Raw genomic sequence first — 26,298 nt, forward strand, 5'->3', positions numbered from 1 at the left:
CAAAGTGTAATACTCACGTCATGCGCATGATTTAGCTTTAATAGTATGACTGTGCACTCACTTACTGAGCCTTATCAGAGCTTTACGGTTTATTAAATAACGACCTATGGCATGAGTGAGATACAGCAGAACATTCAAATTAAATCTAATAATTAAAAAAAGGGATCAGTGTATGATCACACTTAAGCAATGCCGAGCGCTCGGTTTAGTCATTGTTGGTGTTTTATCGGGCTTATTGTCAGGTCAAGCGTTGGCAGAAAGCTACGTTTATTTAACCAACAATACCATGGAAACCTTGACGCTGAATACGCAGCAAACCGGCCATGATAATATTCGTCATGGTGATCAGTGGCAGCAATTGGCGTCTGAAGTGCCACCATTAGGTACGGTTAAGTTTCTGCGATTTAATCGCGATCAAGGCATTAAGTGGGGAAAAGAATACATTTTTACAACATTGGTTAATGGTGCATCGCAGCCTGTTTCTTTAAAGCAAAAATTGCTCGGCACCATGACATTTAGCAAAATGTGGCTCAATGGACAGGATGAACCATGGCATTATGATCGCGATATCCATCGTGTGCCTTTAAATAATCAGCAACAAACTTTGGCATTTAAATCGTCTTCAGCCAGAGTATCAGGCGATGATATACACTATGTGATCCACGATAAATTTAATCAATCAGAAAAGTCTCAATACTCTAATGAACTAAATGTACTGACTTACAACACGTGGGCTTTACTGCCACCGCTTGCCTCTAAAAATACTGGTGATAGGTTAGATACTATCGCTGAGTATATGACCAATTACGATGTGGTGGTTTTTCAAGAAGTGTTTGACCCTATTTTAACAGCGAAATTCAGAGCTAAGGTCGCTCAGACTTATCCATATATGACGGAGATCCCATGGCAAGTGGGTAAAATTTTGACTGGAGGGTCGTTTATTGCGAGCCGTTGGCCTATCGAAGCCCAAGACGCGGTAGTGTATGACGCGTGTCGAGCAGACGGATGTTTGGCTGGTAAGGGTATGAATTATGCGAAAATAAGAAAAGGCAGTAATGCGTATCATATTTTTGGAACCCACACACATGCGTATACTAGTGAGCAAGATGTCGCAGTTCGTTTTGAGCAACTGACGCAGTTAAAACACTTTATTGAAAATAAGCAGATCCCATATCAAGAGCCTGTGATTATGGCGGGTGATTTTAACGTGGATAAAATTAACTTTCCGCAAGAGCATTTAGCTTTTTTAGCATTGTTGAATGCCACAGAGCCTGAGGCCAAAGGTGCTTACCCTTATTCATATGCAGGCCTAGTCAACATTTATGCCGATGAAGCGTTTAATGAATACTTAGATTATGTTTTATATAGTAATGATCACCTCGCGCCTTACACCTCTGAAAATAACATGCTGACACCGCGCAGTATCGACAGTCAGCATTGGCAAAGCTGGGATTTGTCTGATCACTATCCCGTAGAAGGGCGTTTTGCGTTTCCATTGGCACCTGAATACATGCCTTATTAAAAAAGCTGCACAGCACACCATTGACTCACAATAAGGGCTAATCAGGAAGACGGTAGTGCCCACACATACACCTGCTGTCTTCCTGACGTAGGTCAGAGTCTTTTAAATGATTGGTATTATCCGTAGTATACGGTTATTTACTGAGTGTTTTGACAATCTGGTTTGGGTAAATGGAACTATATAAACTGCTGTATAGCTTGGGCTGGATGCTTAAAGGTTATGAGTTTTTAATTATAACGTGGTTTTTGATCACACAGCTGCCAACACATAAATGGTCATTGTTTAGCGCCAGAAGTCATCAACTTAACTCATTACAACTTCACGACTTGCATTCAAGCTTTATGGTTGCGGTATGTGTGTTTTTGTTCCATATGTTAGGCTCAGAAATGGGGCAATTTTTTCTTCATACCCTGATGCCAAGCTTAAATGACAGGATAAAAGTCTTTTATTTTACCGGTATAGTCAATATGTTTATTTGTATATTGGTGTTGTTTTGTTGGCATAGGCTAAGAAAGTGTTTATTTAATTTCGCCTCACGGCTTTGTTTATACATAAGTTTTATTCATATTGTTATCAAGATGATGCAGTTAATTGCCAGAGGACATTTTGATTACCATGAGCTTAAGCCGCTATATGTTATTGTAGGATGGCTTTGTAATTTAACAATGATGTATGCCATTTCAATTTACCCTGCACGTCAAATATGGGCAAACTTTAAAAAGGTTGATTGATTTTATTTTTAAAGCTTCTAGCCGAGCTTTCTTATGTGCTTTTAGAGTAGCGTGGTCACGTATTATCTTTAACTTTTTGTTTGTAATAACTGGGCTTAACGCCTCTCGCATAAGATCCTGACCTGCGTCAGGAAGACAAAATGCTATATATTTATATACTTTTCGTGATTCTGAGTTTGCCTCAGAATTCCATTACGTTTAATTGAATAATGTTAAGTGTGAGCCAGCCACTGATTCTTTGAATCTAACTTTCTTGCAAAAGACTATTCTTCTACCGCACGTTTTTCTTTTATGTATGTTCTTAAGGATTTCAGCGGGTACACAGCAATTGCTGAAATAGTTATTATATTACGTATCCAGCCTACTGTGACGTAAACCAGTTTTAGCTCATGATAGTCAAAGTAGCCTCTCGATAATAAGTTGCATACCTTGTAGCATCATAAGTACAAGTGTCGTGTACATACAAATACGAGCCGTTCTTGAAAATGTGCATCCTCGAGTAAATGTGGAGCGATTTCTCGTCAATTCTTATCATTACTTTTTGTGTGCATTTTATGAATAGCTCACAAAGGTCGTTACATTAATGAAAAGACTAGAGATACCATATGTTGATGGTTTTTAGCCAACTTATCATACCAAGTAGCACTTGCGCGGTACTTTTTAATCTTAAGAAATGTATTTTCAACTAAATGGCGGTAGTGATATAAGCACCAACCAATATCATTTGTTAACATTAACCTCGTCATTTGGGGAAGTTACTTTGGCTTTTTGGCAACACCATTATAACCAACCCAAATGTTGTTTGTTTTTTTAACCCAAACAGCCCCTAGTCAAAAGTAAATAACCCTTTGCAATTTAGTTTAAGTAATTCGTTTTGCATTTTTTCTTTATTTTTTATTGTTATCCAAACTCCCGTATCAACGTAAGGCCTAGCTGACCATTGACTGCCAACACACCCAAATTGACCGCCAGGTTGAAAGTTGCGAAGCGAATCAAAATACGTACTGTCACTACTGAGTGCTACCCAATGCAAGGTATTCACTGGTGTTTGGATTAACACCAAATTAAGCTCATCCGCTTGAGGCGTGGGCATAGGCGACTCTGTTAAGGTATATTCCTGTGAATTACCAAAAACAAATGCCAACACATCCTGCGAGCTTGCTTTAGAACCAAGCTCAGCTATCTCTTTTTGTGCCAACGAATCAAAATTGTCGAAAGCTTGCTTGGTGACAAAAAGCTCAGCATTCATGCCTAGGCTAGTTGCTACTTTAGCGACCCGCAGTGGCACGCTACCGCCTTTCTCTGCTTCTTTTGGAATACAGTCTACCTTTAATAGCTCTTTAATCTCTGCTGCATCAAATCGAGTTAATTTATAGAGTTTAAGCGCCAAAGAGGTGAAATTATCTTCATGACTTAGTGTGATTTTTGATTGACTACCATCTTGTAGTTGAATTTGTACTTCTTTATTCTCTGGCAGTATCCCAAGTGTAGCGGCGGCGGCAGTCAAGCTATAAGCTGCACAATATTGCGAGGTAAGAGGCTGAGTCATACTAAGGCGTATTAAGTCAAATGGAGAGGGCGAAAATGCATGGGCCATTTCATTATAGTTACCCAGTTGTTCATCAATTTGTGTTGGTGTGTTTGGTAACTCATTGATGCTAAGTTTTTTGATATTATTCAAACTAGTGTAGCTAATAATTGCCATGGTTATTCCTTTAAATATTTGTCGAATGAAAGACCCAAGTATAATTTCTAAACAAAAAAAAGCGATTACAGACAATTACATAGTTCATATGAAAAGTAGTTTAACCGAGCAAATAAGCTGATTGGATATAATCCGCGAAGATGAGTGTTGACCATAAAAATAGAACAAAGCATTGTTGCGTATTACTGTACTTGTTGTGTTTTGCTCTGATGTATTTTGATGAGCAATATGAGTAGTCGATTAGTACATTAATGTGATTGTTGGCAGGTATGTATGTTTTTAATGACCTAAGAAAGTGCTAGCCAAAGCGTGCTGCACATTTTATCAAGCTAGGTTTAGGCTGCATTAATAAAATTAACAGTGCGTCATCAAAAAACCAAAGTTCTGCATAAGTCATTTACGCTAAAAATACGCTTTTTATTTTAATTAAGGGTTATTGCACAAAAGTCAAAGTTATCAGTTACAAATAAAATCAGTAATTGTTATCATTTGCAATTATGGTTCGTTATTTTTTATTTAAGTGATGCAAATAAACTTCCCCAAATTGGCGTTAAATAAAGAGGTTGTCAGCCGCTTGCTGATCATCGTTGTTTTTGGTTATCCATTGGTAATGGCAACCAGCATTGTGATTTCTTATTGTTTACCGCTGTCAAAACCAGACTCAGTGGCCGCTGCTTCTATGTTGAGCTTTGTACTTTACACGGCTTATATTATGTGGGCTTTTGCTCTTAAAACATGGCAACAGTTACTTAGGGTTAGTGTGCTGTTACTAATGGCAACAGGGTTAATAAGTGGCGCTTTAATGTGGGGTATGCAAAGAGTATGAAAAGTGGCTTTAGACAGTCGATGGCTTGGCTGCATACTTGGACGGGTATTATTGTTAGTTGGTTACTGTATTTTATTTTTGTAACCGGCACTTTAGGTTATTTTGACAGTGAGATTGACGCTTGGATGAAGCCGGAGTTACCGCGTAATACAAGCAATACTCAAAGCGCGTTGATTACAGCGCAAAGTCACCTTGAACAGCATGGGCAAGACGCAAAAGATTGGCGTATTTATTTGCCACTTTCTCGCACAGAACCACATTTAGAGGTTGGCTATCAGCAGCGCAACGATGCTGGTAAGTTGGTGCGTGTTTCACAGCAGTTGCATGCACAAACGGGTGAAGTGTTGCAAAGTAGAGCAACGGGTGGCGGTCAATCATTGTATCGAATGCATTATCGACTGCATTATATACCTACTCGCTTGGCCTACTATTTTGTTGGCGTGTTTACTTTGTTTATGTTGCTTGGGTTGGTAACGGGTATTGTTGTTCATAAAAAAATATTTAAAGAGTTTTTCTCTTTTAGGCTAAATAAAGGTGCAACGTCATGGCTCGATGGGCACAATTTAATGAGTGTGATGAGCTTGCCGTTTCATTTAATGATCACCTATTCTGGGCTCATTATGTTCACGTTTACCTATGTACCGTTTATTTTAAATGCCAGTTATGGGTTAGGAGAGACGGGCAAAAAACAATTTTTTGAAGAGTACTATCAAAGAGGTGCGCCGGTTGAGGCATCAGGAGAGCCGGCCACTATGCTGCCATTACCGGTACTTTATCAGAATGCTGCAATGTACTTAGCCGGCCAAGGTAACAATCAAGCAAACTATGCTATTCGCATTTATCACCTGCATGATAAAAACAGTGTCGCGGTGTTCTCACCAGAGCTATCAGAGCCAAGTAACGATGGCACTAAGTTAGTGATCAGTGCCACCAGTGGCGAGGTGCTAAGTTATCAAGCGCATTACGCAGGAGTGCGCCGAGTGCAGTCTGTTTTTTTGGAGTTACATGAAGGAATATTTGCAGATTTACCAATCCGTTGGTTGTATTTTATTTCGGGGCTAACGGGTTGCGCGATGATAGCAACTGGCATGATTTTATGGACCACAAAGCGACGCAAAAAAGCGCTCAATCACCCAAATGGTTTGCCGTTTAGTTTTAAGCTTACTGAAGGGTTAAATATTGGCACCATTGTTGGTTTACCCGCAGCCGTAGCAGTATACTTTTTAGCAAATAGATTATTACCAGTCGCGTTTGATGGGCGTGCCGATTGGGAAATACATAGCCTTTTTATTACTTGGTTGGCGTTTTTGGTGCATGGTATGTACTTTACATGGCAAAACCAAGGGCAAAAAGCGTGGTATCAACAATGGACAGCTGCAGCGCTGCTTTTTGTTTCGGTGCCAATTATAAATGCATTGACCACTCAACGAGGCTTAGTACCAAGTTTTGCCAGTAATGATTGGGTTTACGTTGCGTTCGATATGAGTAATTTAGTGGCGGGTTTGCTATGTGCCTTTATTGCAAGCAAAGTAACGCGTGCTAATAAGCATACTCAGTCTGTAAAAGTTATTAAGCGCAAGGTTGAGGGGGTCGTATGATAATGTTGTTTTCGGTCATGTTTATTTACCAAGCGCTGTGTTTATTTTTACTCTCATTGCCAAAATACACCAAAGTGTTGGGTCGTGAATTTAAACCCAGTGAGATACAGGCTCGGCGTCGGCGAGTCGCTGCTTGGGGCCTTATTGCTATCAGTTGGTATTTATCTAGTTTGGTAATGGGTTGGGTGAATGCAGTGGTGTTTATTTTGGGCTTACTTACCGTTGGCGGGTGTTGTTTGTCAGTATTGTTTCAATATCGCCCGCAGTTGGCTTTAAGGCCAGTTTTATTACATGTTAATAAGTTAACATCAGCGCTGGACAAGTGAGTTTGCTCAATAAAGCTGTATTGCCCTCTATCTACGTTACTTTCACTTGCAATAATCTGCTATTACTGTGTACAAGGCTGCATAAAAGCGCCTTACACTGAACAAAAGGTTATCATTTGATGATAAAGAATGTGAGTTATAAGGCAGCTCATATGTCATTTAACACCTCTGACTTTGTACGCTCAGAGGTGCTTATCCGTCATCAAGTCGGTGCGAGGTATAGTTAACCTCAGCTCTGTATAAGCGAATTTGTCCAATAAAGCTATTTTTCTCACTCTCGGCGTTGCTTTCATTTGTAATAGCCCACTATTACTGGATAAAAGCACCTTGATATTGAACAAAATAGCATCATTGGATTGTACGTAATGTTTGTTTACAAAATATTTTCTATTCCAAAACCCTTATCCAAATCTGAGGTTAGTTACCTGCTTTTGGCGTTAAGTTTAAAGCGTATGCGGGCTACATTGTGAACATCAGTCTATCCCGATACTGTTTGTGCTTTTATGTTGTTTAATCAACAAATTGTTTAATCACCAAACTTGATACGTACTCCAGCATTGACGGTAAATCCATCATTGCGTGACCAAATATCTGTGGTCCAGCGGCCACTTGGGGCTTGTTCTGGCAGTACCAAGGGATGTTCTTTTGTTTGCCTGATATTTAGCAGGTTTTCGGCATTAATAAAGTAGCTGAGACGCCCAGAGGTGATCTGCCCCAGTAGGCCCAAATGCCAGTAGGCACCACTTTTGTTACGAAATGGGTTACCTTCTAGATGTTGAGTTCCCGTATAGTAGGCCTCAAAGCCGAGTAAGTGGCTACCATGTTCTTCCCACATGATGACGGCACCCGCGGAGTGTTTGGGTGTGAGTGTAAGAGGCACTCGCTTAACCCCCACATTACTTTGCCTGCTTGCATCGGTGTATAAGTAACTACCCGTTAATTTAATGTCGTGCCAACGGTAGCGTAGCAACAATTCAGCGCCACGTATTTCGCTTTGTCCCGGAGCATTAACGATGCGAATTTTGTGTTTATCAGCGGTTGGTGATGTATTGATCACGTCGAGTTCAGTGACATTCTCAACGTCAGAGGCGAATAAAGTTACGCTTGTTTCTAAGCTATTAAACACATAACTAATATCAAGCGAGGCTGTTGAGGCGCTTTCTTCGTTGAGATTTTCAAGAGGGGCAAGTCGAGATAACCCCGTATCTTCTATATCTTCAATAAAAGGGGTGGGTGCAAAAAAACCTTGACCGTAAGAGCCTCTAATAGTCCAACTGTCAGGGTTGTACAACATTGAAATACGGGGGCTAAATTGCGTGCCGTATTCGCTGTGCCAATCTGTGCGAGCACTGAATGACAAGGCGATGTTGTCGCTTGCTTCGTAATCTAACTGTGAGAATAACCCAGGCACATTATAGGCATAATCAAACTGCGAAAAACCGTCTGAACTGAATTGATCAGACTGATAAGCCGCTCCCAAGAGCCAAGCGGTTTTATCTGAGTATCCCGACAAACTTGACTCAATTAGGTAGCTCTCATGCGTATCATCTTCAATGGCATTGCCAAACTCATGCTCATGGGCTTGATGCATTGCTGCGCCACGCACATTGACATTAAGCATGTTGGTCAGTGGCTTATCAAAGATAAATCCGGTATCTAGGCGCACGGTGTCTTGTGTTTGTGCAAAAGCATTGCCATCGGGCAGGCTGGCGTTCTTGGTTGTACCGCCATTGCGCTGCTCTGTCATGGCACCAAATGTGCTATAAAAGCTGGCTCCATTGTCACCTTGCCAATACAGCCTTGGGCGCATAGTGGCTCTATGGTATTGTGCCATATCTAACCAACCATCACTGTCTAGGTCTTGCGCTGTTTGTCGGTGTAGCCCGGCAGTCATAGATGTACTAAATGAGTCAGATAGTGGTGTGGCAAAGTAGGATGTTACATCTTGGCCATCTTTTGATGTGGCATTGAGCAGCACCTCTGCTGTAAATTTATCCGATGGGGTACGTGAAATTAGGTTTATCACGCCGCCGAGCGCTGAACCACCATACAAAGAAGAAGCCGCGCCTTTAATTATCTCAACGTTGGCTAGATCAGTGGGGGGGATTTGTAATAAGCCAATTGATGCCGTTTGGCCACCATATAAAGGGAGCCCATCACTTAATAGTTGCGTATATCGGCCATATAAGCTTTGTAACCTAATATTTGCGCTACCCAATGCAGGTGAGGTATTTTGTACCCGCACGCCGCCTGTTTCAGCTACCAGCATAGAGATATTTCCCGGACGCATCAGCGCTTTTTCTTGAATTTCTTCGCCGTTTATTATTTCAATACGTGTTGCTGACTCAGTCACAATACGGCCTAAACGAGATGCTGTGACTTGAATTTTTTCTATTTTACCTGCGTTGTGTTTGTGATCATGTTCATGGTGCTCTGGGGAGCCGTAAACGCAAAGTGGCAATAATAAAACCGACACCATATATTTTGAGTGTTTAAAAAGCATTTTGACCTCATAGATGCAAAAAGTCGCGCATATCAGCGCTATTTAATTGAGAATTGTTTTTGTGTACACAATGCTGAGCACACAGGCTTTTTATGAGATAAAAATGGGGGGCTTAAAAAGGCGCGTAGTTATTAAAATAGGTGGTTTTACAATATAGTTCACGGCTGGGTTATTTTGCAGTACAACGTTTGTTGAGCAACTAGCCATAGGTAAGTATAAAGAAAACATACAGCTATTCGCGGGGCAAACACAGCCAAGTTCACAGCATGGTACATCGCAGCATGCCTCTTCATTGTCGACGTTACTCACCGCATGAGATGTGCTGCTTTGGCTTGTTTGAGTTGAATTGTTACTCTGAACGTGAGATTCAAACGGCTGATGATATGCAAATGATTGCTCAGCAAAAGCAAACAGCATCACAAAAACAACCAACAGGGTCGAAAGTGGCTTAAGCATATTAATCTCAAAAAGTAACCGTGGCAGTATTGTATTGAATTTTAATTGTTATGTGAATATTTCCTTTATCTTCTTTCGTTCTTGATTTTGAATAATTACACGCTCGTTTGAGGCTGTTTGCCATACATCAGCGGGTTCTACCGTGTTAGGCTTAATGTTTATACTCGGCTTATTAGCTTAAGCAATTGCAAATAAATGATCAGATATTGCGATAGATAAATGACTTGGTAACCAGATAAAAATTTCGGTATATAGTTATTCCATATGAGCTATTTTTAATGCAATTAATGCAGTTAATGCGTTATTTAGCTCGCTATAATGAGCAACGTTTTAATAAGATTGGTATAAATTTAATTTGCATACTTTGCCGAGTTAGTTGGTGCTCGAGCTTGATTTATTCTAAAAAAATACTGCAAACGTATCGTAATGTATTAATGAAATGACACGGTTATAAGCTACGCTGCCTTAATGTTGAGTGCAAAAATGTTTGGCGCCCAAGCCTTCAAACTGAGCCACTTTATCTGATAATAAGTGCATTAAAAATAGAGTATGGTGCAAACTTTTTTAATGGGTACCGTCCTGCCTTAAGTTGTTGATTTATATTGGGTGTTGTATTTTTTAAATATCACATTGTACTACGCATTTTATTAGCTATTTATTGAGGTAAGCACCTCCTTAGCTTCTAAGTTTCCTATTTTCACCAGTGGTTTTTAAAAAACCTGTCAAAAATAGCTGGTTTATTAATCAGTAAAGTTGCATAGTATATAGACAAATTCACAGCGAGTTTTAATATTACAAACGTGCCTGTTATTGAAGCTAAGTTATAACTTATTGTTATAGGTTCTTTGTTTATGTCGGAATTTAAAGTAGGGCTAATAATCATGAATTTATTAAAAATGTCCGTAGTATTTTTATTTGGCTTTGCGGCTGCGTTTATGCTTGGCGATAATGTGCAGCAAATTCGTAGCGTTGAGTCAGTGGTGAGTATTGACGATAATAAAACGGTTGCTTTACACGCTCAGATTGCACAGCTCACAGAGGAAAATAATCAATTACGTGAGCAAGTAGCAATACTTGAACTCCCCATCGAAGCTGCACAGGCAACGTCATTCTCAGTGCCAAGTGGGGCATCGTCTCAACAATCAACTGAGCAAATTACACCTAAGCCGGCTTTATCTGCGCAAGTAAAAAAAAGCATGCAAGTATTTGAAGTAAAACCTGTTGTGTTTGCATTGTCGAGTGAACTGAAATTGCAGGGTGAACAAAATAATGTGCTTGAGCAGCTACTGACGAAAAAAGCGCAGGCAGATTTTGAGAGTTGGCAGGCGCTGTCTGAGCGTTTGGAACAACAACCCGATAATCATGAATATTACCGCCAGTTGTATAACGAAGAAATTATACAAAACAGTGCTGAATATCGCCAATCTATTGCAAGTACGCTCACAGCGGAACAGTTAGAGCAATACCAAGTGTATGAGCGTGGTCAGGCACAACTTACTGTGAGTCAAAAACAAAGCATACTTGCTCACTCAGTGAGTCAACTAAATTTAAGCGCTTTTCAACAACAAGAAATTGAGCGTTTGTCAGAGCAGGTTTATTCGGTTTCGCAAGAGATTGATTTAGGTTCTACAGGTAGCCCGTATGCAAACCCAAGTGTATCAACAGACTTTGAAAAGTTGTCGCAAATTAAGGCGCTTTTCACGCAAGAGCAACTAAATAAGCTGCGCTTATAAGTTGTTTATATAAACAAAAAAATAAATAAGGGAAATTATGAAAACCTTAAGTTTAACAGCAGCAACAGCGTTATTGCTAGTTGGTGCTAGCTCTGCGCAAGCTCGCATGAACTGTGATGTGGGTGGGTATTGGGATATTCAGACTCGCAACGTACAAGTTTGCGATACTGAAACTGAAAACTATACGGTAACAAAAAGGCACTGTGGTTATAATGGCCATTTAACTTTGGGCCATTTGTGGAACCAGCCAGACTTTTATTTACCTCACATAAGGTATGCTTCAACGAGTAGGGTTTTAGCTGAGACAAGTAGCTGTCCATCATCTCAATGGGACTCACAAACAGGCACATATTGGTATACGAAACCTAACGGCACCAAAAGTACTGATTGGTACACTTATTCTGGCCTTTTAGGCCTTTCAAGTGATCAGCTGAAAACAACACAGCATACCCGTACGGTACAAACAAACTGTAGAACAGAAACTAGAACAGTGCGTGTTTGGCGTTGTGGTTACGAGCCATAAGTCGATAGAATAAATAAAGTAGTAGTTATTATTACTCTTACTACTACTATCATTATTCTTTAAAAAACCAATTTTAATTTCAGTTGATTAAAATTGGTTTTTTTTGATTCAAAGTAGATAGTACAGTGTATCACTGTCCTGTTATGTGCGTTTTTTAATAGACTAGCTCTATAAGTCATACTGCACACAATGTGGAAAACGAACACAGCTATTGAGTACAAAAGTTAGGATTGTATTGATAAACCGATTGCGTTTTAGTGGTTGCATTTGTGGCATTCCACGCATTAATTGTTTGCATACCCTCAAAGGCAAGTTTGGCACGCTGAACTACTTTTTTGCTGTAATCGGCACTGTTGTCTTCATATTTAAAAGATGCCTCAGCAATTAATGGCAATGTGTTAGCTAAAGGCGTTCCCGCGTACCATAACGTTATACTAAGCTCTGCATCGAACGAGCCTAAATCTATGTGCGCGCCTTTATAAACCTGTTCAGTAATTGTTAGGTTACCCACTTGCGCTAATGGCACAGCATCACTCAACCCATAAGTAGACTCAAACTCAGGAAAGTGTGTATTAATATCTTTAAAGTTATTAATTGTGCGGGTATTAGGCGCTTTTGTAGAATGGCTATAAACCACATTAAATGGGTTGCTGCCTTTGACACCCATATCTGCTTCTAATTTGGTTTTAGCCCCTTGAGTAGGTGATGACACATCTTCAAAGTCAGCGATGTAGCGATCCGGGCTGCGAAATTTGAGTGTGACCTCGGAGTTTCCATTATAAATACGTTCGCGAAAGGCATAACCAAGCCGCTTTAATTGGCAGCTAGCGTGTGTATCAAAAAACTTAACGGTGCGAGTTTTATCGAGTGACATGGTGCCCGTTACATCCCGAGCAATCGCCTGCTCTATAATGGGTTTTAAGGTACTAAAGTAATTATTTACTTGTGCAGCTTCACTCGCATGATCAAACAAACTAGGCTCCAATAGCAGTTTATATTCTCTAGACGTCACATCTGGGTTTGCCATTGATATGTGGCTGATAAATACCAGACTCACCACTGGCAATATGCATATTTTCTTGTTCATAGTCTAATTGTCCTTTTATTCTCGTATTAAAAAGGCCGCTTATGCGGCCATTGCTATCATCTTAGTTGGCGCTTATATCTAATCCATTAATAATATAAAGTGCATTGCCATCAATTACTGACTGATTGTTATCAAGGTACTTTTGCTCTAAGACACCGCTACTTGACCAAGTGGCAAAGTCATCATCGTTTATTACGCCAAGACGCGTGTTATCAATCAACCATAACCCTTCCATTTTATCGTGCGGGTAGGCTACTTCAGAAATCATGTCGACAACGAGTGATACTTTTTGTGCTGGCACTATGTTGTTTGATTCTAATTTTTCCCACCCAGGAGTGTAATCACCGTTAACCGCATTGTTGTTTATAATTTGCTCTAACGTTTCACCAGCAATCATTAAACCAAGTGCATCGTCTTGTGTTAGCTGCTCATTATTTGCTACGTTTTCCAGATTGGTCGCGTTGCTAATATCAATTTTATACACACGTTTCATCGCTGAATTGTCGCGATTATAGAACTTACCATCACGTTCTATCACCAAAAACTGAGTATTGCTTAGTGCTTTGATTGCTGAATTTGAATTTGAACCTTGCTCTTGTTTATATAAATATTGAGCCGTAGTACCTGTTTCAATATTAACGGTGACAATGCGAGTTAGGTTGGTACGGTTTTTACTTGGGTTATCTAGGCTTGATTGCATTATACCTACCAGAGTTTTTTCATCTGGTGTGATAGTCAGTCCTTCCATGCCTCGATTTGCCCAGCGATTACCAAACTCAGCAGGTAGAGTGTGTACATTGCGCGTATCATTGCTAAATGGGTTGATACGAGCAAGCTCGGTGCCATCGGCACTATAGTGCACCATGTGTGGGCCATATTCATCACTTACCCAAAACGACCCATCATTCATGGCGACTAACCCTTCAGCATCTAAACCGTAATCGTCAATGCGTATTGGGTTGGTCTCTTTATCATAGGGTTTACTCATATCAAGTCTGATCACTTCACCTTTTACATCATAAGGCGTTTCGCCGGTGCCACCTAGCGCTGAACTATTTGGTAAGCCACTAATTACGCTGCCCGCTTTGTCTTTTAACAGGATGTTTTTGACTAATTTGATTGAGCCTGTTGCTTGTACTTCAAATAGACCAATACGCGGCGTATAGTCAGGGGTTGGAAACGTTTTCCCTTTACCTTGCTCACCTGTAAATGTGGCATTAGGCCCTCGGTCAGTCAGGGCGTAGAATTGCATTGGGTTCGTGGGGTGGCCATCCATATCTGAGCCGTAACCGCCATTGCGTACTTCAAAAGTTGAACCTGAAAGTGCCCCGTTTTCAAGGTCATTACGCATTACTGAATATGGCAAACGTACGCCGCTACTGGCAAAATTATCAGGGTTGCACACATAAGATGTCTCGCTCACTTCTGAGCTGTTGAGTGTGCCATCATTGTTTTTATCCAATCCAGATTCAATTTTTACGCCACCTAGCCAGCACTTTTCATGGCCTGTATTGAGCTGTGTTTGCATAATTAAACTACTTAGACCATTCGTACCATTACCACCGTTTGCGCCATTGCTACCGTTTGTGCCATTGCTACCATCTGTACCGTTGACACCATCTGTACCGTTGACACCATTGATACCGTTATTGCCGTCTTTACCGTTGTCACCATCGCTACATCCGGTTAAAGCGAGCATGGTGGTAAATGCGATAGTTGATATGCTGAAGGGTTTCATATTTGTTCCGTTATTAAGTAAATTTAATAAGGTATTTTCTTAATGTGACGATTTGGTTTACTTTTTAAAAAATTTAAATAAAAAATTATGTGGTGTATTGCTTAAATGGTACTAATAATTTGAGTGATGTTGATAAATAAGAAGATTATAGCTTTTGAGTAGTGCGTATCTTAATTAGGTTAATCATGATGTTGCAATAATTGGCATGAATGAAAAAAGGAGCTTAGGCAGCCCCTTTTTAGCAAGAGAGATAGATATTTGCTATTGCTGCACGATAAAGGATAGCCAAATTGAGAGTAATCTCATGCTTATGTCCGAGAAATATCGAGTTGAAGTGGTTGTGGTTTTATGTAAAGAAGCGTTAGAAGTGTATTTAGTGAACGAGTAGGTAACACATGCTTTGATTACTTTGGTATTATTACTTTCTCTTTTTAGTGGATGGAACGAATAAAGTATTTTTAATGAAGGAGTATAATAATGCTTTTTAAACACATACAGTTCCTTGTTATGTCACTTACCGTGTTGGCATGTCAGGTTAATGCCCAAATCAAAATAGCCGTAGTGGGTAAAACCAAAAATGACAGCTTTTATGAGCAATCCTTTTATGGTTGTCAGGCTTTCGCTAAACAGTATGACAATCTTAAGTGCATTTACGAAGGTGCAGATGACTATCAAGATGTTCGTACTCAAGTGTTAATTGTTAAAGAGCTAATAAGTAATGGTATTGATGGCTTATTGATATCTACCACAGACTCAAACTATTTAGTAGAAGGTGCTTTAAAAGCAGCAAAAGAAAAGGGGGTTCCTGTGATCACCTTTGACTCTGATTTGTTACCAGAGCATCGTCGTTACCGTTTAGCATATGTTGGTACAAATAATTTTGATTTTGGTAGAGCATTGGCAGAGGTGGCTAAGAAGTACAAAAAAGAATCAATTCAAACTATTTGTATTCAATCGGGACACCAAACGACACCTAATTTGAATGAACGTATACGTGGCGTGCGCTATGCTTTATCAGGTGGCGAAACCAGTAGGTTAGTTGCGGCAACGGGTTGGCGAGAGCACCCTCGCTGTCCTTTATTTACGATGGGGCGTCGAGAGGATGCGCTGAGCCAATTATTAAGTATGATAAAACTGCCAGCTCCCCCTATTTTTTTGGCGGTTGCAGGTTTTGCGCAGTTTAACACTCAATATATTGAAAGGTTGAGCCCATTTAGAACGAAAATCGCAATGCAAGAGGTGGTTATTATTTCTGCGGACACAGAGGCGGTTCAGTTGCAGGCATTGGCAAAAGGCTTATCTACGCAAAACATAGGGCAAAAGCCTTTTACGATGGGGCAGCTTGGTGCTCAGCTATTGTATGCGTTTATTGTTAATAAGCAGCGACCAAAGCAGCAAAACTACTTTTTAGATTACCATTTTTGCCATGCAAGCAACGTAACGAGTTGCACGACGAATCACGAATGAAGCAAACTAGTATGGCTGCTTGGCACCGTGTTGCTTAGTCCCTATACTCTGAGTTAGTTTGCTGAGCCTATAAATTTAGAGTGGTTGCCATATAACCAATTGATAAGAAAAGTGATATTTGTTATGGATAATAGTAATACGACTAACTCAAAGGGCGAGCTTGTGTCTTTATTCAAGCTAATGATATTGCCCATGCTGGTTTTAGCGATTGGTTTAATTTATAGCAATGTGGTGTATGAGCAGCAAGCGCAATTAACAGAGCAGAAGATACGTAGCGCTTTAACTGAGCGGTTAGAACATATTGCTTATGGTGTTAAGCAACGTGTTGAACTTTATCAATATGGCTTATTTGGTTTAGGTGGGGCAATTGCTGCTGCGGGGGCGGAGCATTTTGACTATAACGCTATGCAGCGATATATGAGCGTTCGTGACTTTAATGAAGAGTTTCCAGGGGCGCGTGGCTTTGGCTTTATTCGTTTAGTTGAACCACATGAGCGAGCTGATTTTGTTAATCAAGTAAAGCGTCACAGGCCTGATAACACTTTTAATGTAAAACAGTTTAAACCGCACAACCAAAGTTTGTTTGTTATTGAGATGGTGGAGCCTGAAAGGCGCAATGCCAATGCGATTGGGTTAGATATTGGCTCAGAGGAAATGCGCAGACGCGCGGCATTAGAGGCCGGCATGAGCGGTGAGGTAAGGCTGACGGCACCCGTTACTTTAGTGCAAGCAAATAATAAAGCTCAGCAAGGCTTTTTGATCTTATTACCAATATATCAAGATAATACACCGAATAATGTCAGTGATCGGCTTAATGGCTTAGTGGGTTGGAGCTACTCCCCTATCTTGATAGATGAAGTTTTATCATCAATTCGGTCGCTGAGCGATAACGTTGTGTTATCAATTTCAGATGAAACGCCTGATCAGGGGGTTACCTTTTTTACACATGGAGAGCGCCGTCATCGCTTAGACGAATTTTATGTTAGTAAACAAGTTGACATACTGGGTCGATATTGGCTTTTGTCGCTTCATGCGACGCCTGCATTTATCTATTCATTAGATATTGAGTCACCATTTTCAGTTATCAAGCTGGCATTAGGTATCACGCTATTACTGGTGATACTTATATTTAGTTTACAGCTGGTGTTACTGAAAAAAAGCCAACTTAAGCAACAGCGTATTGAAATTGCTAAAGCAAAAGAGCTTGCTTTAGAGCAGGTTAATATGCATCTAGAGAGTGAAGTTGCGATACGTTCTAAGCAAATTATTAAAACCAATATGTTACAAAAAAGTATACTAACATCAGCTAGCTATGCAATTATTGCGACCGATGAACAAGGTTTGATCACATTATTTAACCCTGCCGCGGAACAATTACTGGGCTATGAAGCTGATGAACTAGTGGGCCGTGCAAGTCCTGCGGTTTTTCATCTAGAGGAAGAAGTTGTTACCCGTGCAAAACAGTTGAGTCACGAATTAGGCACAGAGGTCAGTCCAGGTTTTGAAAGCTTTGTTGCGAAAGTGAGAACGGGTGGAATAGATGTAAACCGCTGGACCTATATTGCCAAGGGTGGTCGCCATATTCAGGTTCGATTGAGTATTACGGCACTCATTGATGAGCAGCAAACATTGTTTGGGTTTTTAGGTGTTGCTTATGACTTAACCGAGCAGCTCAATCATGAAAAGGCGTTGTCAGAAGCTAAAGAGCAAGCTGAACAAGCAACTATCGCCAAATCAGAATTTTTAGCCAATATGAGCCATGAAATCAGAACACCCATGAATGGGCTGTATGGTACGTTACAGTTACTTAAGGCTGAACCGTTACGCGCCCAAGGGCAAGATTTACTTGAAAAAGGTATTTACTCAGTCAAAGCGCTGCGTACGATTATTAACGATATTTTAGATTTTTCTAAGATTGAAGCGGGTAAATTAGTCCTTGAAGAGCAACCTTTTAACTTAATTCGTTTAATAGAAAACTTAAAGTCAGAATTATCCGTGACAGCATTTGAAAAAGACATTTGCTTAAGCTTTGATGTGGACTTGTCGAGCGACTACTGGGTGGGTGATGAAGTCCGAGTGAGACAGGTTTTGTTAAATTTGGTGTCTAATGCCGTTAAGTTTACCTCGCAAGGAAAAGTAGAAGTATTGTTTAGAGAACAAGAAGACAGCGAGTATCTGGTGATCCATGTCATCGATACTGGTATTGGTATGAGTCGCGACGTAATAGATAAGTTATTCCATCGTTTTGAGCAAGCAGATAAGTCGACAACCAGAAAGTATGGGGGAACGGGGCTGGGCCTTGCAATTACCTATTCATTAGTCAATATGATGCGCGGCATTATTGATGTACAAAGTGAGCCCGGTCGCGGCAGTAATTTTACTATCACTTTACCATTCCTTAAAGCACAGAGTGCCCCAGTAAATGAGCAAGCTCGACTTAAAACATTGGATCTAAGTGGTACTCATATTCTAATCGCTGAAGATAATGCAATTAATCAAACGGTTGTACGGGCGATGCTAGCACCAACCAAGGCACATATAAGTATGGTCAAAGATGGCCAAGAGGCAGTTGATGCAGTGAGAGCTCATACACCTCAATTGATTTTAATGGATATTCAAATGCCGATAATGGACGGTGTTGAAGCTTGCAAAATCATAAAACAATTCAATGGGTCGATACCCATTGTTGCGCTCACAGCAAACGCCTATGAAGAAGATAAACGTTTATACAAGCAAGTTGGTTTTGATGGTTATATCGCAAAGCCTGTTGAGCAAGCAGAGCTATTAACAACTGTCGCCACGTTTGTGTTGAGTAAATCGGCTAATACCAATCCACAATAATACTTAATCATTTTTAGAGACCTAGCTACGTTAGGTATTTCTCATTTAGAACCACTCAATAGCGAGTTTGTCTAATAAAAATATTGCCCTCACTTTCTGCGTTGCTGTTACTTGTAATAATCTGTTATTACTGCATAAAAACGCCTTGATATTGAGCTAAATATCATCATTGGATAGTAAGTAACGTGAGTTACAAAGTATTTTCTAATTTAAAAACCCTTATCCAAACTTGAGATTAATTAACTTCAACTCTGGATGAACTGGTTTTCCCAATAAAGCTATTTTGTTTACTTTCTGCATTTCTTTCACTTGTAATAGTCCGCTATTACTGCATAAAAACGCCGTTATATTGAAAAAATATCATTATTGGATTGCAGGTGTTCTGAGTTATGTATGTTCGCTATTTCAAAACTCTTATCCGAGCATGATGTTAATGAACTCAAGTCTAACCTTCAGTGCTACAGACTATACCTGCTTTAACTAATATGTAAAAAAGCGTATGACAACGCTCGTTTCTATTGCCACTACAGCAAAGAAGCTCTAACATTATGTCGTTATTTTTTACAGCTTAAGAGAATAATTTGACTAAATCATTCATTTTTTTGGAATAGTTGATTTGTTCTGAGCGACTCAAGGCAAAAGGCGAACAAAAAATATGCTTTCTTGTTCGTTTAAGCAACTGATTGCTTTGCCCTTTATAATGAAATGGAGAGTTAACGATGCAGCCACTGATTATTGGCACTGTGCTTATGATAATTTCATTTGGACTGGTAGTTATGTCCGTAATACATGGCCAAAAGCGTTTAAAGTTTGAGAAAAAATTACACAAGCTAGTACTTGGCAAAGATGTTGATGATGACGCGCCCGAACAATTACAGAGTCAAGCTTACCACATCATGATGGAACTTGGTGAAGCACTAGAGGAGCAAGAAGACCACGCTCAACAACAAAGTGTTAGGCAAGCTCTGTCTAAAGTGAGTGAATTACATGCAGAGTCGGTTGAATATGATGCAACAGAGGGGAGTGATGAAGAGCAACAAATTGCCAAAGCACCAAATTCCACAAAAACATCAAAACTAAAAGTTGTGAAATAATCACAACTCAAAAATAGCATGAGTTAGTATTGCATGATTAGGTTCAGTGAACAAAAAATAAGTTAGAAAGAACAGTTTTGTTGATTGACAGGGTATGGTGGAGTTGATGGTAAATGAAAGAGTATTATAGTGTCATTAGTGATATCACCGTGACATTCGAGGTGCTCGCATTTTTATTGATGCTATTTATTTATAAACATAGTGGTATCACGTTATCTTTTGTCCATAAATCCAGCTTAAAAACGCCTCAAGATCACCAAATTTACTCATGCTTTATCTGCGCGTTCTTAGGTCCCATATTTAGTTTGCTGGGCAATCAACTCGCGTACGATTTAATTGCATTGTCTATGGAAGTAATAGATCGACGACAAGTGTTTTATGTAGCTTTAATGTGTCATATATTTTTTTTCATGCTCACAGCGTATATCTTTCACCGTTTGAGAGGGTGCCGCTTCTCTCTTATTGCAAGAATATGTATGTATCTCATGTGGTTGATGACCATGAATTATGCGCAGCTTGTACTGCGAGGTTATTTTGATGTTAACTTTTTGTATGAGTATGATGTTTATGGTGTTTTTATTGTTTTTAGTAATGCGGTTATTGCTATTATTTTGTTAAGTTACTCTATTCGGTATGTGTTTGTTAATATTTACAACAAAAGCCAGTAACGGACGAGAAAGTTTGAGTTTGGTAAACGCTGTTAAGAATATTTAACTATTGGTATTGGTTTTATATAAATATATTTATATAATGCGACCGTTTTTTAAATAAAATCAAATTGTTGCTATAGAGCAAACGATAGCGAGCTTAGTTTTAAATTGACACACTTTACAGTGAAAGTTAATATTTGGTAACAATATTTAGCTTTGCTCGGTTTACACAATAGGTTTTTATTGGCAATCGATGAGTGTTATTTTTGCTGTTTCACGAGTTTTCTGGTTAACGGTGATGAAATGTCAGCTTGTTTTTTGAAATCTTGATTGGGCATCTAAATCAAGAGGGGCAGTTTATCATATGTAAGGTCAAACATTGGGAGGTCGCATAAGTTATGCAACCAATTGTGATTTTTATAGTATTAATGGTTGTTGCTATCGCATTGGCGGTAGGTATGATTGTGCAAGGACATGGATGTAACCGTTTAGAGCTTTTTATCCGTCGTGGGTTTGTCAAAGGGGAAGTTGAAGAGCAAGTACCTGAAAAAATTCAACACACAGCATATTATTTGATGTTAGAGTTAGGCGACCTGTTGGAGAGCGATAAAGATATGGAGCAATATTATGGCGTTAAAACAGTATTTAATCACGTCAGTGCCTTGCGTGCAGAAACTCTGGGTTGTTGTGTACAAGCACCGATAATACCTATGAGGCCTGAGGTGCAATCGAGCTTTTTGAAAGTGATAAAATAACCACAAAAATTATGCTGTTGCATTAGTAGCACATTGGAAGGTGTATAAATAATGCGGTGTTTCAGCTGCTACCTATGGCAAAGGCTAGGCTTCTAATTTGAACTTCACTCAATAACCTTATTGTATAGCTGCTTATTACAAAATATTAGGTTTTCCATTACTAACATTAAAAAATTACTTATGTAAAATAACTACATACCTGAATTGTTAATAAATCATTTCTCTATCGCAATGGCTGGTCATTTATTTAATGCAATTGGTATACCCTGATATTAAATAAAATGCACAAGCAAAAAGCTTGTGCATAAATATGATATTAAAGTGTAAAGCTGAAACTTAGTTTTACATTACGTTCATCCCCAGGCATCCCCCCTAAGAACATCGCTTTGCTGTAGAAAGCTTTATTGAATAAGTTATTTACATTTAACTGTAGCGTCCAATCGTCGCTTTTGTAACTCAATGCAGAATCAAATACGGTGTAGCTTGGTACATAGCCATCAGGAATGCCAAATGAGGTTGAATGTGTACTGCGCTTATCAACATAGTTAGCGCCTACACTTAGCTCTAATGGGTGAGCCAGTTTAAACCATTGCGCAGTGTAGCTAAGCCATGTACCAGCACTGATGTAAGGTACACCTTTTTGGCGGGTGTTGAAATTACGTTCATCATTAGGGTTCTTTTGATTTCGAGCATCTTGATAAACAGCATTAATATTTAATTTCCAACGCTCGTCTAAATAGGCATTTAAATCTAGTTCCACACCTTTAGTCTGCTCCTGCCCATCATAAAAATAACGCGCCACATTGGCAGCAGAAACGCCTTCTTCATAATCAGGGTTGGTGTATTGCAAGTTAGTGCGAGCGCTTTCAAATATCACGAAAGAAGCTAATAGTTGGTCATTAAATGATTTGAAGCGAAAACCTAGGTCATTACTCAAAGATTCGGAGTCATCAAGGTCTTTTTCACTGCCTGATATGCTATTTAGTATACCGTAAGCTGTACGCCCTTTAGCGTGATTAATAAACACGGAAAAGTTATCTGTTGGCATATAGGTAGCACCTAAGTTGTAAGTGGCTCCTTGGTCTGAGGTGTTTTGTTCTGGCGTGGGTTGTGCGGCACTTGCGCGGTAGCGTGCATCAACGCCAAAGTGTTCATAACTTTGCTCAATCTCATTGAAGGCAACCCCTACGCGAGTCGTAAAACCATTATCAAAATAGGCTACATGTTGTATACCTGTGCCCCAAGCGCTGACTGTTTTATTATAATTTGCGGTATTGAGTGGGTCGTGATCTTCAAAGCGGCCATTTGCCCAGTTAGGTGAACGAATATCTAAGATATACGGTAAAGTACCTTGGTATATCTGTTCGCCTTGTTTATTTTTGATCACCTTATCTGCATCGTAAATAGAGTATTGTTTAAAGCGTATATCTCTGTCTTCGTAGTTAGCATTGATTAATAATTCTTGATTGATACCGGCAAGATTAAAGTCATAACGTAAGTCAGCAAAGTATTGCCATGAATGTTCATCAGCACTTACTTTACGATATTCTTGGCGGCGTGCGGCAAATGGGTAGAGTTGCCCATCCATAACTAATGGTGCGCGAGGGTCTGCATTGATGGTGCCTCGACGGTTCCAATACACATAGTTATATGCACCGGTTTGACGAGCAAAGCCTGTGTCGTAATCTCGATATTGTAATTGTTGGTTTAGGAATAGGTTGTCTGTTAAATCAATATTATGAGTAAGCTTGAAGCGTAGCTCTTCGCCCTTATTATCATTGGCCATTGGCGAAATAAGCCCTGCATGACCAAAAGTATAGGGCGTAAGACCGTCGCTGGCAGCCAAAGAGTCTGCCAATTGCTGACGTTGCGAATCACTCAATTGTATGCCTTGGTCTTTAGGGTCATTCATTAAATCTTGCCAAGTCACATCACCGGCATGCTTTCCTGCCACAGAGTCTGCATTGTAAATACGAATAGGGTGACCAATTGAATCTACGGCAATACTGTCTTTAATATATGCACCTGAGAGGGTTAAGTCTTGAGTGTTATCTAGGGAATAACGAAGCGATAGGTAGGCTTCATCACGGTCATTACTTAAGTCACGATAGCCTTCACTGCGCGCTGTTTTAGCGACAAAGCGATAGGCTAAATCATCGGTTATGCCATTAGTTGAGTCTATGCTCATAGCATAACTTTGCCATTGTCCTAGCTCAATATTGATTTCATTATGCTTTTCAAATTGAGGCTTTTTTTCAATTAAGTTAATAACACCACCAGCACTGCCCATGCCATAGAGCCCTGTCGCAGGGCCTTTTAATACTTCGATAGAAGCAACATTGGTCAGTGAGCGAGTGGGGTTAAACGTATTACCTAAACCTGCACCACCATACATGCCATCATAGGTGTAATTAGCACCTAGACCACGCACTACTAAGTTGTCTCCGATACCATAGTTATTACCCGCTTGTGTAACACCACTGATGTTACGCACTAAACTTTGTAAGTTATTGACGCCTTGAGCTTTGATCATGGCTTCGTCTACGATAACCACCGCCGCAGGTGTTGCCATTAAAGACATGTTGGATTTAGTCGCAAGGCCGGAGTTCATAACCACGTCATTTTGCTTGCCATATACGCTGATCCGCTCTAGTGATTGTTCTGAATCAGCGGTGTTAACTGTTGCGTTGTGAGTGTGTGCAAAAGCAGAAACACTTAAGCAGGCGAGTGTTACTAATGAGAGGTTAAACGATTTCATATAATATTCCAGGCACATTTTTAGGTCGCGAATATTAATTATTATCATTTAGATTGCAACTAAAAATTAGCTGTTCCTCCTGATTTTTATGCTTTATAACCTTTAGTTATCATCTATTTTACCAGTTGGCTGATTTTGCTACATGAATAATCGGGTTTTGAGAAATCTGAGAGTATCTTATTTGGCTGTGCGATGCTGATTAAAACTAGTCTTTAAAGCATGTTGCTAGACGGTCTATAATGGACCATAGTCGCAGGTGCTAGAAAAGTATTCGCAGCCACATTTAAACGATTTCCAAGGACTTTAAAATGCATAAAACGCTGATAGTGATCCCTGCTAGATATGGCAGTACGCGGTTACCAGGTAAGCCATTAATTAAAATTGCAGGGCGAGAAATGTTGTTACGAGTCGCTGATATGGCGCGTTATGTGTCTACAAGTCAGCAAGGTTGTGACTATGTAGTGGCAACAGACGATGAGCGTATTATGCAGTTGTGTCAGCAGCATAATGTACCTTGTATGATGACGTCAGAGCAGTGCAGTAGTGGCACAGAGCGATGTTTTGATGTGCTAAAACAGTTGACCGAAAAACCAGACTTTATCGTAAATTTACAAGGAGATAATCCTTTTTGTCCGCCTTGGTTTATTAGTGAGTTGATACAGTCGTGGCGCAATAGCGAAGTAGGAGAGGTGTTTACGCCTTATGTTGAGCTAACATGGCAAGAGCTTGATGACTTGAGAGCCGTTAAGCAAATTACACCATTTAGTGGTACTACGGTGCAAACTAACCACGAACAACTGGCATTAACGTTCAGCAAAAATATTATTCCCGCTATTCGTAAAGAAGCGTCGATGCGACAGGCGACAACGCTATCACCAGTAAAACGTCATATTGGCTTATATGGTTATACCGCCAGCGCACTAGAGGCCTATTTTACGTTACCTGAGAGTGTCTATGAAAGCTGCGAAGGCCTAGAGCAAATGCGCTTTTTAGAAAATAGCTTAGCGGTAAAAATGGTGCCGGTGAGTTATCAAGGTCATACCGGAATGAGTGGGGTAGATAGCCCTGAAGATATTAAACGTGCTGAAGCGATTATTGCCAGAGATGGTGAGTACGATTTAACACTTTAGTGGTTATATGTGCCGTGCTGGGTATGATTTAAAGATAGGAGTATTTATGACAACACGATTAATTATCGTTAGACATGGCAATACATTTTTACCAACAGATACGCCTACTCGAGTTGGTGCGCGTACCGACCTTGATTTAGTTGAGCAAGATAAAGGGACAGCTATTGGGCAATATTTATTAGCTAATAAGCTCGTACCAAATGTGATTTATGCAGGGCCATTAAAGCGCCATCAACAAACTGCTAAGCTGATTTGTCGACCACTAAATATTAATGACAGTGTGATTCAGACAGACAACTTTTTGAATGAAATAGATTATGGACCGGATGAAAATCAGATAGAGCAGGATGTAATGCTGCGCTTGGGTAAGGGAGATTTAGCGAAAGGGAAGGCAATTATTACACGTTGGAATAGCCATGGCGAAGTACCTGCTGGGTGGCAGGTTGCCCCTGACGAACTGCGTAATGGCTGGCATGCTTTTGCAAGTTCAATATTAGCTCAGCAAGTAAATAGAACCACATTGATGGTTAGTAGTAATGGTATTATGCGCTTTAGCCATGTGCTGGATAGTCAGTCTGACTTAGTGAATTTAAAAGTGCCTACGGGTGGTATATGTATTTTCGAGAACGAAACGGGGCAACAGAATGATTGGCACTGTGTTGAGTGGGGATTAATACCAGCCTTACATACATGATTATAAAAAGAGCACACGAGCGTGCTCTTTTTACCTAATTTAACCTGAGATCTGCTTAAGCGATAACTAATGCGTTAAGCTCTACGTCAGTTAAATTAAGGTGTGGCTTATTTTCTTTAAAGCAATAAGCCACCAATCCAGCCACTAAATTCAACATAAAG

General features: G+C 39.9%; 19 protein-coding genes and 2 pseudogenes. 14 read left to right on the forward strand and 7 right to left on the reverse strand.

Annotation, left to right across the window (positions count from 1 at the left end):
* Window positions 1-172 precede the first annotated feature (172 nt).
* The gene (locus OCI93_RS12830; protein WP_261626553.1) at window positions 173-1,522 is read left to right on the forward strand and encodes a sphingomyelin phosphodiesterase; all 1,350 of its coding nucleotides are present in this window, start codon (window positions 173-175) and stop codon (window positions 1,520-1,522) included.
* A gap of 1,306 nt (window positions 1,523-2,828) precedes the next feature.
* Here the strand turns inward: OCI93_RS12830 and OCI93_RS12835 are convergent.
* Window positions 2,829-2,972, reverse strand: a pseudogene (locus OCI93_RS12835) (IS5/IS1182 family transposase); the annotation flags it as partial.
* A gap of 107 nt (window positions 2,973-3,079) precedes the next feature.
* Window positions 3,080-3,958, reverse strand: coding sequence for a hypothetical protein (locus OCI93_RS12840; protein WP_261594218.1), 879 nt, complete (start codon window positions 3,956-3,958; stop codon window positions 3,080-3,082).
* A 544-nt stretch (window positions 3,959-4,502) separates the two neighbouring features.
* Here OCI93_RS12840 and OCI93_RS12845 point away from each other — a divergent pair.
* From OCI93_RS12845 to OCI93_RS12855, 3 genes are read left to right on the forward strand one after another with little or no spacing between them, the layout of a single operon-like run.
* Window positions 4,503-4,784 carry a hypothetical protein gene (locus OCI93_RS12845; protein ID WP_261594219.1) on the forward strand — a complete coding sequence of 94 codons (282 nt, stop codon included), beginning with the start codon at window positions 4,503-4,505 and terminating at the stop codon, window positions 4,782-4,784.
* Window positions 4,763-6,382: a PepSY-associated TM helix domain-containing protein gene (locus OCI93_RS12850; RefSeq protein ID WP_261626554.1), complete on the forward strand. Its 1,620-nt coding sequence runs from the start codon at window positions 4,763-4,765 to the stop codon at window positions 6,380-6,382. Before OCI93_RS12845 ends, OCI93_RS12850 begins: the two co-directional genes overlap by 22 nt.
* Window positions 6,379-6,708: a DUF3325 domain-containing protein gene (locus OCI93_RS12855; protein WP_261626555.1), complete on the forward strand. Its 330-nt coding sequence runs from the start codon at window positions 6,379-6,381 to the stop codon at window positions 6,706-6,708. Before OCI93_RS12850 ends, OCI93_RS12855 begins: the two co-directional genes overlap by 4 nt.
* A 526-nt stretch (window positions 6,709-7,234) precedes the next feature.
* On the opposite strand, the gene OCI93_RS12860 is transcribed toward OCI93_RS12855, so the two are convergent.
* On the reverse strand, window positions 7,235-9,211 hold the full coding sequence (locus OCI93_RS12860) for a TonB-dependent receptor plug domain-containing protein (protein ID WP_261626556.1): 1,977 nt from the start codon (window positions 9,209-9,211) through the stop codon (window positions 7,235-7,237).
* A 266-nt stretch (window positions 9,212-9,477) separates the two neighbouring features.
* Between OCI93_RS12860 and OCI93_RS12865 the strand changes: the two genes are divergently transcribed.
* The 3 genes from OCI93_RS12865 to OCI93_RS12875 all read left to right on the forward strand — a co-directional run bounded on the left by OCI93_RS12865 (window position 9,478) and on the right by OCI93_RS12875 (window position 11,923).
* A complete protein-coding gene (locus OCI93_RS12865; protein WP_261626557.1) occupies window positions 9,478-9,663 on the forward strand; it encodes a hypothetical protein in 186 nt (61 codons plus the stop codon).
* An 885-nt stretch (window positions 9,664-10,548) separates the two neighbouring features.
* Window positions 10,549-11,400: a hypothetical protein gene (locus OCI93_RS12870; protein WP_261626558.1), complete on the forward strand. Its 852-nt coding sequence runs from the start codon at window positions 10,549-10,551 to the stop codon at window positions 11,398-11,400.
* A gap of 37 nt (window positions 11,401-11,437) precedes the next feature.
* Complete coding sequence (locus OCI93_RS12875; protein WP_261594774.1) at window positions 11,438-11,923, forward strand: hypothetical protein; 486 nt, start codon at window positions 11,438-11,440, stop codon at window positions 11,921-11,923.
* A gap of 208 nt (window positions 11,924-12,131) precedes the next feature.
* Here OCI93_RS12875 and OCI93_RS12880 read toward each other — a convergent pair whose 3' ends face one another.
* A complete protein-coding gene (locus OCI93_RS12880; protein WP_261626559.1) occupies window positions 12,132-13,010 on the reverse strand; it encodes a hypothetical protein in 879 nt (292 codons plus the stop codon).
* 61 nt (window positions 13,011-13,071) lie between these two features.
* Entirely contained in the window at window positions 13,072-14,748 is a 1,677-nt protein-coding gene (locus tag OCI93_RS12885) for an esterase-like activity of phytase family protein (protein WP_261626560.1), read from the reverse strand.
* Between the two features lie 477 nt (window positions 14,749-15,225).
* On the opposite strand from OCI93_RS12885, the gene OCI93_RS12890 reads away from it, so the two are divergent.
* The 5 genes from OCI93_RS12890 to OCI93_RS12910 all read left to right on the forward strand — a co-directional run bounded on the left by OCI93_RS12890 (window position 15,226) and on the right by OCI93_RS12910 (window position 21,555).
* Window positions 15,226-16,215 (forward strand): substrate-binding domain-containing protein, encoded by a 990-nt coding sequence (locus tag OCI93_RS12890; protein ID WP_261626561.1) that lies wholly within the window; start codon window positions 15,226-15,228, stop codon window positions 16,213-16,215.
* Window positions 16,216-16,338: 123 nt separating this feature from the next.
* Window positions 16,339-19,056 (forward strand): CHASE domain-containing protein, encoded by a 2,718-nt coding sequence (locus tag OCI93_RS12895; protein ID WP_261626562.1) that lies wholly within the window; start codon window positions 16,339-16,341, stop codon window positions 19,054-19,056.
* 719 nt (window positions 19,057-19,775) lie between these two features.
* Complete coding sequence (locus tag OCI93_RS12900) at window positions 19,776-20,150, forward strand: hypothetical protein (RefSeq protein ID WP_261594768.1); 375 nt, start codon at window positions 19,776-19,778, stop codon at window positions 20,148-20,150.
* Between the two features lie 113 nt (window positions 20,151-20,263).
* A complete protein-coding gene (locus OCI93_RS12905; protein WP_261626563.1) occupies window positions 20,264-20,818 on the forward strand; it encodes a hypothetical protein in 555 nt (184 codons plus the stop codon).
* A gap of 380 nt (window positions 20,819-21,198) precedes the next feature.
* Window positions 21,199-21,555 carry a hypothetical protein gene (locus OCI93_RS12910; RefSeq protein WP_261594766.1) on the forward strand — a complete coding sequence of 119 codons (357 nt, stop codon included), beginning with the start codon at window positions 21,199-21,201 and terminating at the stop codon, window positions 21,553-21,555.
* 316 nt (window positions 21,556-21,871) lie between these two features.
* Here OCI93_RS12910 and OCI93_RS12915 read toward each other — a convergent pair whose 3' ends face one another.
* A complete protein-coding gene (locus OCI93_RS12915; RefSeq protein WP_261626564.1) occupies window positions 21,872-24,313 on the reverse strand; it encodes a TonB-dependent receptor in 2,442 nt (813 codons plus the stop codon).
* A gap of 308 nt (window positions 24,314-24,621) precedes the next feature.
* Between OCI93_RS12915 and OCI93_RS12920 the strand changes: the two genes are divergently transcribed.
* A complete protein-coding gene (locus OCI93_RS12920; protein ID WP_261594764.1) occupies window positions 24,622-25,443 on the forward strand; it encodes a 3-deoxy-manno-octulosonate cytidylyltransferase family protein in 822 nt (273 codons plus the stop codon).
* Between the two features lie 46 nt (window positions 25,444-25,489).
* A complete protein-coding gene (locus OCI93_RS12925; RefSeq protein ID WP_261626565.1) occupies window positions 25,490-26,137 on the forward strand; it encodes a histidine phosphatase family protein in 648 nt (215 codons plus the stop codon).
* Between the two features lie 55 nt (window positions 26,138-26,192).
* Here the strand turns inward: OCI93_RS12925 and OCI93_RS12930 are convergent.
* Window positions 26,193-26,298 (reverse strand): annotated as a pseudogene (locus OCI93_RS12930) (IS982 family transposase); the annotation flags it as partial.

The organism is Pseudoalteromonas holothuriae, from assembly GCF_945859825.1.
GTDB lineage: Bacteria > Pseudomonadota > Gammaproteobacteria > Enterobacterales > Alteromonadaceae > Pseudoalteromonas > Pseudoalteromonas holothuriae.